This window comes from Streptomyces apricus (genome assembly GCF_008369065.1).
Lineage (GTDB): Bacteria > Actinomycetota > Actinomycetes > Streptomycetales > Streptomycetaceae > Streptomyces > Streptomyces apricus.
The window spans coordinates 529,033-537,037 of the sequence record NZ_VDFC01000040.1 but is presented as its reverse complement, the minus strand read 5'-3'; the positions used below and the strand labels follow the sequence as shown (position 1 = coordinate 537,037).

Genomic DNA, 8,005 nt, shown 5'->3' with positions numbered 1-8,005 from the left:
CGTCCGCACCGGCCGGCCGCGGCCGTCGAACAGCGTCCCGGCGGATCCCGGCTCCGGGGGCGGCGCGTCCGGTTCATCTGATGGGACCGGTTCGTCCGGCCCGTCCGTGCCGGGGACCACCGGCGGGCCCGGCGGACCCGGCGGCTCCGGTGCGTCCGACCGCCCCGCCGCCGCGCGGGACACCGAGGCGCACTGCCGCGCGTACGACTCCGTCGGGAAGAAGGGCAAGGCGCTGGACTCGACGGCCTGGCAGCGGCTGGTGCTGGCCGCGGGCGGCGCGGAGAACGTCGAGGCGTACTGCGCGGCCCTGTCGAACGGGTCCGGGAAGCCGAACAAGCCGAATGAGTCGAACAAGCCAGACAAGTCAGGCAAGTCGAACGGCTCGGGTGGCTCGAACGGATCGAAGGAGAAGAAGGGCACCGTCGACATCGAGCCGAGCGCGGCGGCCGAGGGCTCCGGGTCCACCGGCGGCAAGGGAGCCACGAAGAAGGCGAAGAACGAGAAGAACACCGGGGCGCGGTGAACGGAAAGGGTCCCTGGAACCGGGGCTGAAACCGGGGTCGAAGCAGGGACCGCGGGCCGGGTGCCCGTGCCGATGGCAACGGCCGGAGCCGCCACCCCCCACAGGAGAGGCCCCGGCCGTCGCGCGGCACGGGCCGCGCGGCGGCCCGTACTCTCCTCAGCGCCGACGGTGCGTTTTGTGTCACACCTCGCACCGCAACGAGTCGGTTGCACGCCGGACGGACGTGGACGCACCCCGGTTTCAAGCCGTAACGTGCATTTCGCGCCGGATGGGGCGCAGACCGCAACCATCGATCGAAAGACCACGACGCAGAGGGCCCGGTCCGCGAGAGCGGCGCCGGCTGGGCGCGATAAGGGGCGCGGTGCTGGGGGACGACGCGGAGCTGACGGCCGCGGTGCTTGCCGCACAGTACGGGGACGAGACCGCGTTCCGGACTGTGTACCGAGCCGTGCACCCACGGCTCCTGGGGTACGTGAGGACGCTGGTCGGCGATCCGGACGCCGAGGACGTGACGTCCGAGGCCTGGCTGCAGATCGCCCGGGACCTGGAGCGGTTCAGCGGGGACGCGGACCGGTTCCGCGGGTGGGCGGCCCGGATAGCCCGCAACCGCGCGCTCGACCACATCCGCATGCGCGGCCGGCGCCCGGCCATAGGCGGCGACGAGACCGAACTCACCGGCAGGGCGGCCGAGTCCGACACCGCGGGCGAGGCCATCGAGGCCCTGGCCACCGGCCGCACCCTCTCCCTCATCGCCCAGCTCCCGCAGGACCAGGCGGAGGCCGTCGTGCTGCGCGTCGTCGTCGGCCTCGACGCGAAGACCGCCGCGGACACCCTCGGCAAGCGGCCGGGCGCCGTCCGCACGGCGGCGCACCGCGGTCTCAAGCGCCTCGCGGAACTGCTCGGCGCGGATCCGGAATCCGCGGGCTCGCTCGGTTCGGTCCCCCCGCAGAGGCCTCCACACGAAGAGCCGCGTACCCGCGCGGTGACGTCCGCCGGTGTGACGCGTACGCCGTCGCGGACGCAGAAGGACATGTGATGGCCGACGAGCGCTGTGTCTTCCCGGAGGACGACTCCCGGCCCCCCGGCCGGTGGCTGGACCGCGACACCGCGGAACGGCTGCTGCGCGGAGAGCCGCTCGAAACCGCCGACGCGGGCGTCCGCGCCCAGGCCGACCGGCTCGCCGGGGCGCTCGGCGCCCTGACCGCGACGACCGTCGACACCGTGTCCGAGGGACCGGAACTCCCTGGTGAGGACGCCGCGTTGGCGGCTTTCCGCGCCGCGCGCACCGGCCGGGGCGCCGCGGCGGCCGAGCGGACCGAACCGGGCGGGCGGGCCGCACGGACCGAGTGGGACGGCGGGACGGGCCGCGCACCGCACGCCCGTACGAACACCGCGGCCCCCGCCGACGCACCGCCACCGGGCACCTCCCTGGACGCGGGGCTCGTCCGGCTCGGCCGTCCCGGCCGGGACCGCCGCGCCCCGTCGCCCTGGGGCCGCCCGGTGCGCTACGGCCTCGCCGCGGCGCTCGCCGCCGGGATGATGGGCGGGGTCGCCATGGTCGCGTCCACCGGTGTCCTCGCCTTCGGCAGCGGGGAACCGGAACCCGGCGCCTCCGCGACGGCCGCCGTCACCTCGGACCCTTCGCGGCGCACTCCGTCCCCCACCGGGACCCGCGGCGACGACGCGCGGTCCGGGGGCGGGTCTGGTGCGCCGACGGGCGGGAGCACGGGCCCGGGCGCCGGGGCGGACGAGGACGAGGGCACGGGTACGGGCGCGCGGCCCGGCGCCGACGACCCCGGGCGCACGGACCGGCCGGGCCGGCGGTGGGCCGGGCTCGCCGCCGCCTGCCGCGACCACCGCGACGGCAAGGACCTCGCCCCGGGACGCAGGCGCACCCTGGAGGACGCGGCCCACGGCGCCGGACGGGTCACGAAGTACTGCCAGGGCCTGCTGGGCAGCCGGGACCGCGAGGACTCCGGCGGCGGCCGGGACGGCCACGGCGGTCCGGGCGGCAACGGCGGCGGGAACGGCGGCGACGGGAAAGGCGACGGCGGGAACGGCGGCGGGAACGGCAAGGACCGCGGCCACACGGGCCCGGGCACGTTCAAGGACGACCAGGGCGACGGGGACAAGCAAGGTGGCCAAGGGAACCGGAACGGCCGGGAGGACCGGGACGGCCAGGGCGACCGGAACGGTCAGGGCGGCCGGAGCGACCGGGGCGGCCGGACCGGTGTGACGTTTTCAGCCGCCCCGACGCAGTAGTAAGCGAGCCGACTGGTCATCGGCTGTCGCACGAGCCGGGGTTCCCCCCGTACCCACGGCTCGGTGCACACAGGCGCGGGCGGGACACGTTCCCCCGGTCCCGCCCGCGCCCGCACACCTCTGCCGCCGAAGGCGCCTCACCAGTAGACGACGACCTTGTCGCCGTTCCTCACCTGCGAGAACAGCGCCGAGATCTTCCCCTCGTCGCGTACGTTCACGCAGCCGTGCGAGCCGCCGTAGTAGCCCGTCGCCGCGAAGTTCTCGGAGTAGTGGACCGCCTGGCCGCCGCTGAAGAACATCGCGTACGGCATGGGTGAGTCGTAGAGCGTCGACACGTGGTGGCGCGACTTGAAGTAGACCTCGAAGACGCCCTCCCGGGTGGGGGTGTACTCCGTGCCGAAGCGCACCTCCATCGTCGAGACCGTGCGGCCGTCGATCATCCAGCGCAGGGTGCGGCTGGTCTTGCTGATGCACAGCACCCGGCCCGTCGTGCAGCGCGGGTCCGGCCGCGCGGCGGGCTGGCCGCCCGACGCGTACAGGTCCCACTTGCCCGGCTCGCGGGTCATCCCGAGCAGCCGCTGCCAGGTCACCGAGTCCGTCGAACCGGTCTGCGGCAGGCCCCGCTTGCCCTGGAAGCCCCGTACCGCGGCGGTCGTCGAGGCGTCGTACGTGCCCGTCGGCCCCTGGAAGAGCCACTGGACCTGGCGCAGCCGGGCCTGCAGCTCCCGGACCTCCATGCCGCGGTCGCCCGACGACCACAGGACCCGGGACGCCGGCTGCCCGGCGGACTCCGACCGCTCCGAGGACTTCCCGTCACCGGAGCCACCGGAACCCCCGGAGCCACCGGAACCCCCGGAGCCACCGGAACCGCCGGAGTCGTCCGGGCCGCCGGGAGAGCGCCCGGCAGGCGCCGGCGCACCGGCGGCCGGCGACCGTCCCGCCTGGTCGGCGGTCTGGATGGTGCAGCCGCTCACCGCCGCGAGCGCGGCCACCGCCGTCATCGCGGTCACCGCCGCGACCGAACTCCTCATGCCCCTCGTACGCATCCGAACTCCCCGCCGCTCACCGGACTGGTTCCCCCGCGGACCCGATCGTGAACTACGCGGCATTGTGTCGTACGCGAGTGCGACACTGCTTCCCATGCTTGGTGTCACCGACCTCCCCACCTACCTCGTGGGTCTCGTACTGATCGTCCTGTTGCCGGGACCGAACTCCCTCTATGTGCTGTCCGTCGCCGCGCGCCGGGGCGTCAGGCCCGGGTACCGGGCCTCCGCGGGCGTCTGGTGCGGCGACGCCGTGCTGATGACGCTGTCGGCGGCCGGCGTCGCGTCGCTGCTGCAGGCCAACGCCCTGCTGTTCGGGATCGTCAAGTACGCGGGCGCCGGGTACCTGACCTGGCTGGCGTTCGGGATGCTGCGCAGCGCCCTGCGGATGTGGCGGACCCGCCGGGAGCGGGACGCGGTCGCGGAGACCGCCGCCGCTCCGGCCGCCGCCGAGGAGCGGCCCTTCCGGCGGGCGCTCGTCATCAGCCTGTTCAACCCGAAGGCGATCCTGTTCTTCGTCGCCTTCTTCGTGCAGTTCGTCGACCCGGGGTACGCCTACCCCGCCCTGTCCTTCGTCGTGCTCGGCCTCTTCGCCCAGCTGGTCAGCTTCCTCTACCTGAGCGCGCTGATATTCGGCGGGACGCGGCTGGCGGCGGCCTTCCGGCGGCGCCGGCGGCTCTCCGCGGGAGCCACCTCCGCCGCCGGCGCGCTCTTCCTGGGCTTCGCCGTCAAGCTGTCCCTGGCCAGCTCGGTCTAGGGGCCGACTCGCAGGGCCGGTCTAGGGGTTCCGTACGGTGAGGCCCACGAGCGGTGCGTACGGTGCCAGTTCCGCCGCCGACGTGCCCGCCCAGCCCACGTAGCCGTCGGGCCGCACGAGGAACACCCCGGTCCCGTACGCCTCGTAGGCGGGGATGCGGACCGTGCGGACGCCGGGGAGCTCCGGCACCCCGGTGTCCGTGCCGACCGTGAGCAGGGTCCAGTGCGGGCCCCGGAAGGCGTCGAAGAGGCGGACGCCGCCGCGGGTGCCGTCCGGCGCGCGGTCGCCCGCGCGCAGGGCGTCCCCGGGCAGGTCCGTACGCGTCTCCACGGCGAGCGGGGAGCCCCGGTAGCCGAGGCCGAGCTGCTGGGTGGCCGCCCCGCGCCGGACCTCGCCGCGGTGCACGCCGGTGGACAGGCCCAGCATCTGCGCGGCGACGGGCCGCCGTTCCTCCTCGTAGGAGTCGAGGAGGGCGGCCGGGGCGTCCCCGCGCAGGACGGCCGCGAGCTTCCAGGCCAGGTTGTAGGCGTCCTGGACGCTGGTGTTGAGGCCCTGGCCGCCGGCCGGTGAGTGGACGTGGGCCGCGTCGCCCGCCAGGAACACCCGGCCCTGCCGGAAGCGGTCCGCCAGCGCGGCGCGCGGCCGGAAGTCGGAGGCCCAGCGCACCTCGGTCACGGCGTCCTCGGCGAGGTGGGTGCGGGTGGCGACCAGCTTGCGGATGCCGGCGAGGGTCGTGTCCGGTACGGCGGACGGGTCCGCGTAGCCGGCCGCCAGCTGGAAGTCCTCGGTGTGCGGCAGGGGGCAGATCCCCAGGAAGTCGCCCCGCATGCCCCCGCCCGGCGTGGCGTCGGCCGGCGGGAAGAAGTGCCAGTTGTCGCGGTCGAGCCCGGTGACGCGGACGTCCGCGACCAGGGCCGGGGCCGGGTCCACGCTCTCGCCGGTCATGCCGATGCCCAGGGCGCGCCGGACCGCCGAGCGGCCGCCGTCCGCGGCGACGGCGTAGCGGGCGCGCACGGGGGCGCCGTCCGTGAAGCTCGCCGTCACGCCGTCGGCGTCCTGGGCGAGACCGGTCAGCTCCCGGCCGAAGGCGACGCCCCCGCCCAGCTCCACCAGGCGCGCGTACAGGATCTCCTGGGTGCGCCACTGCGGCACCATCAGCGCGCTGCCCGCGTACGGCTCGGCCTCCGTGGCGGGCACCTCGTCGAACATCCGGTGCTCGCCCAGCCGCCGGCCGTCCTTCCAGACCATGCCGACGGGGTACGTGCCGCCCTTCGCGCGCAGCGCGTCCAGGACGCCGAGGTCGTCGAAGACCTCCTGGGTGCGCGGCTGGATCCCCTTTCCCCTGGAGCCCGGGAAGAGGGCGGCGGACCGCTCCACGACCAGGGCGCGCACCCCGTGCCGGGCGAGGTCGAGGGCGAGGGCGAGTCCGGTGGGCCCGGCGCCCACGACCAGGACGTCGGCGACGCCGGCCGTTTCCTTAACCTCGTTAAATTCCATGCCGCGAGGATGCCCTTAACGTCGTTAAGCTGTCAAGGAGGGAACGCCGGATAGGGTGCGACCGTGGCTGTGGGGAAGATCGACCGAGCGCTGGTGGCCGACACGGCGTTGCGTCTGCTGAACGAGGTCGGCCTCGACGGACTCAGCCTGCGCGTCATCGCCAAGGAGCTGGACGTCAAGGCGCCGGCCCTCTACTGGCATTTCAAGGACAAGCAGGCGCTGCTGGACGAGATGGCGACGCGGATGTACCGGGGGATGGTCGCCGGTACCCGGATCCCGCCGGACACGCCCTGGCGCGAGCGGCTGCTGCTGGCCAACCGCGGCCTGCGCGCGGCGCTGCTGGGCTACCGCGACGGGGCCAAGGTCTTCAGCGGCTCCCGCTTCACCGGCACCGACCACGCCGTGCAGATGGAGGAGAACCTGCGCGCCCTGGTGGACGCCGGGTTCACCCTCCGGCAGGCGGTGCACGCCTTCACCAGCGTCTACCTGTACACGCTGGGCTTCGTCACCGAGGAACAGGGCGTGTACCCGCTGCCGGGGGAGCGCCGCGCGGATTTCGACGTGGCCGGCCGCGCGCGGATGCTCGCCGACTTCCCCCTGGCGGCGGCCGCGGGCCCCGTGATCTTCGAGGGCTACGACGAGAACTTCGAGGAAGGCCTCATGCTCCTGCTGGCAGGGATCGGAGCCCGCTATGGAATCGACTGACCCGGACCGCCCGGACCCCGGCGGTCCGGACGCGGCTCACCCGGCCGACCCGCTGGGCGCGTTCGTGCCCGACCCCGCCGTACGGGCCGAGCTGGCGCGGCGGATGTCCGAGCTGGCCGACCTCGTGGAGGAGGCCGGCGAGGCGCTCGGGGAGATCCTGGCGGAGGTTCAGCGCGGGACCGCCGCCGACCCCGCCGTCCCTGCCGAAGCCGAGGACGGCGGGGACGGCGGGGAGGCTTCGCGCGGACGCGACAGCGCCGAGCGCAGCCGCGGAGCCAGCCGGTCCTCCACGTAGCGGTTCAGCAGCCACGCCAGGGCCAGCATCGTCACGACCGTGAGCGCCGCCGTCGCGTACGACGGGATGCCCAGGCCCTGGTGGTAGGCCCTGATGGCGACCCAGCCCAGGTGCTCGTGGACCAGGTAGAAGGGGTACGTCAGCGCCCCGGCCACCGTCAGCCAGGACCAGTTCGCCCGGTTCAGCCAGCCCAGCGCGATGGCCATGACGGCGAGGAACCCGAGCGTGACGACGAGGATGATCCCGGCCGAGCTCCGGTACGAGAAGTGCTGCGGGCCGGGCGCGTGCCACAGCTCCGCCACCGCGTAGTGCTGCCCGATCAGCCAGCTGACGCCCACGATGCCCCAGGCGTACGCGTCCCGCCGGTCGCGGTGGACGAGGTAGAGGCCGATGCCGCCGACGAAGAACGGCGCGTACTCGGGCATCAGGACCAGGTCGAGCAGCGGCTCGTGCGCGGCCTGCGCGATCGCCGCCGCGAGCGTCCAGCCGGCGCAGAACAGGATCACGCGCTGCCGGGTCGCCCCCGGCAGGACGACGCACAGCGCGAACAGCGCGTAGAAGCGGACCTCCGCCCAGAGCGTCCAGCAGACCCCGAGCACCCGGTCGGCGCCGAGCGGCTGCTGCAGGAGCGTCAGGTTCACCAGCGCGTCGCTGGGAGAGACCGCCTCGTACGTGACGGCGGGCAGCGCGAAGACGGCCGTGACGAGGACGACCGCCGCCCAGTACGACGGCAGCAGCCGGGAGGCCCGAGAGGCGAAGAACGACCGCAGGGTCCGCCCCCAGCCGCTCATGCAGATCACGAAGCCGCTGATCACGAAGAAGATCTGCACGCCCAGGCAGCCGTACGCGAACCAGGTGTGCAGCGTGGGGAACTGGAGCTGCGCCGAGCTGCCCCAGGCCCCGGTGACCTCACCGCCCCGGCC

7 protein-coding genes and 1 pseudogene are annotated in these 8,005 nt (G+C 74.4%); 5 read left to right on the top strand and 3 right to left on the bottom strand.

Going from position 1 to position 8,005, the window contains the following annotated elements:
* The 3 genes and pseudogenes from FGF04_RS15360 to FGF04_RS15350 form a co-directional block, all read left to right on the top strand.
* Window positions 1–523 (top strand): annotated as a pseudogene (locus FGF04_RS15360) (hypothetical protein); the annotation flags it as partial.
* Between the two features lie 361 nt (window positions 524–884).
* Complete coding sequence (locus FGF04_RS15355; RefSeq protein WP_149511856.1) at window positions 885–1,559, top strand: RNA polymerase sigma factor; 675 nt, start codon at window positions 885–887, stop codon at window positions 1,557–1,559.
* The gene (locus FGF04_RS15350) at window positions 1,559–2,785 is read left to right on the top strand and encodes a hypothetical protein (RefSeq protein ID WP_149511855.1); all 1,227 of its coding nucleotides are present in this window, start codon (window positions 1,559–1,561) and stop codon (window positions 2,783–2,785) included. Before FGF04_RS15355 ends, FGF04_RS15350 begins: the two co-directional genes overlap by 1 nt.
* Window positions 2,786–2,922: 137 nt before the next feature.
* Here the strand turns inward: FGF04_RS15350 and FGF04_RS15345 are convergent, their stop codons facing one another.
* On the bottom strand, window positions 2,923–3,831 hold the full coding sequence (locus FGF04_RS15345) for a L,D-transpeptidase family protein (protein ID WP_149511854.1): 909 nt from the start codon (window positions 3,829–3,831) through the stop codon (window positions 2,923–2,925).
* Window positions 3,832–3,925: 94 nt separating this feature from the next.
* Between FGF04_RS15345 and leuE the strand changes: the two genes are divergently transcribed.
* Window positions 3,926–4,585: a leucine efflux protein LeuE gene (leuE, locus tag FGF04_RS15340; protein ID WP_149511853.1), complete on the top strand. Its 660-nt coding sequence runs from the start codon at window positions 3,926–3,928 to the stop codon at window positions 4,583–4,585.
* 21 nt (window positions 4,586–4,606) lie between these two features.
* Here the strand turns inward: leuE and FGF04_RS15335 are convergent, their stop codons facing one another.
* Window positions 4,607–6,082: an FAD-dependent monooxygenase gene (locus tag FGF04_RS15335; protein WP_149511852.1), complete on the bottom strand. Its 1,476-nt coding sequence runs from the start codon at window positions 6,080–6,082 to the stop codon at window positions 4,607–4,609.
* Window positions 6,083–6,145: 63 nt separating this feature from the next.
* On the opposite strand from FGF04_RS15335, the gene FGF04_RS15330 reads away from it, so the two are divergent.
* On the top strand, window positions 6,146–6,787 hold the full coding sequence (locus tag FGF04_RS15330) for a TetR/AcrR family transcriptional regulator (RefSeq protein ID WP_149511851.1): 642 nt from the start codon (window positions 6,146–6,148) through the stop codon (window positions 6,785–6,787).
* Window positions 6,788–6,955: 168 nt separating this feature from the next.
* Here FGF04_RS15330 and FGF04_RS15325 read toward each other — a convergent pair.
* Window positions 6,956–8,005, bottom strand: a 1,050-nt coding sequence (locus FGF04_RS15325) for an acyltransferase family protein (protein WP_149512289.1), incomplete at its 5' end; no start/stop codon positions are given.